The sequence below is a fragment of the Vibrio sp. 1288 genome (assembly GCF_033344475.1).
Genome location: NZ_JAWPOX010000159.1, coordinates 1 through 1,022 on the forward strand (window position 1 = coordinate 1; position 1,022 = coordinate 1,022).

The 1,022-nt window shown below is 45.1% G+C and carries 1 protein-coding gene; it reads left to right on the forward strand.

What is annotated here, in order from left to right:
* On the forward strand, positions 1–1,022 hold a 1,022-nt coding region (locus R8O11_RS25320; protein WP_318194625.1), incomplete at both ends, for a response regulator.

Here is a 1,022-nt window from a genome sequence, read left to right on the forward strand (position 1 = left end):
ACCATTATTATGGAAGTCGAAGACACCGGCATCGGTATTCCTGAAGCTGAACTGGATAAGATTTTTGCTATGTATTATCAAGTTAAGTCGGGCAAAGACAACTTGCATGCGGTAGGTACAGGCATTGGGTTAGCGGTTTCGAAACAGCTGATCAATATGATGGATGGGGACATTACGGTCACAAGTGAAGAAGGCTTTGGTAGTACTTTTACTGTGTCGATTCACGTTCCTATTGTTGAACTCGAAGAGCCGGTAATCGATGCGAAGCGCGACAATGTGCATCTCAACATCTTTATGGTTGAAGACATTGAACTTAACGTGACGGTGGCTAAGTCGCTGCTAGAAAGTTTGGGGCATTCCGTGACGGTCGCGATGACTGGGGAAGAAGCGTTAGTCAACTTTGTGCCGGATCAATACGACCTTGCGCTGTTGGACATTCAACTGCCAGACATGACAGGGTTTGATGTGGCGAAGTACTACCGTGAGCATTATGACCACTTACCTCCGTTGGTGGCGTTAACGGCGAACGTGATGAAAGATCGTCGAGAGTACTTAGAAAATGGAATGGATGACGCAATCAGTAAACCATTAGCTGTGCATGCTATTCAGTCAGTGATAGATAAGTTCTTTGTTGATCGAGTCGATAAACCCGCGGTGATTGTTAAGCCTGAAGTCAAGGAAGAAGCGGCGCCTTCTCCTGTGATTGAGACACATCTACTGGATCTGGATATGCTAGAGTCTTATGTGGATATTGTCGGCGTTAAACCCGTGTACGACAGCATCAAGATGTTTGAAGACATGATGCCAGATTACATTGAGGTATTAGACTCAAACATGACCGCAAAAGATCAGGATGGCATTGTTTCTGAAGCGCATAAAATCAAAGGTGCGGCAGGATCTATTGGTCTTAAACGTATCCAAAGCGTTGCTCAAAAAGCGCAATCCCCGGATATGCCGGCATGGTGGGAAAATATTTCTGACTGGGTCGAAGAGATAAAGAACGAATACCAAAACGATATTCA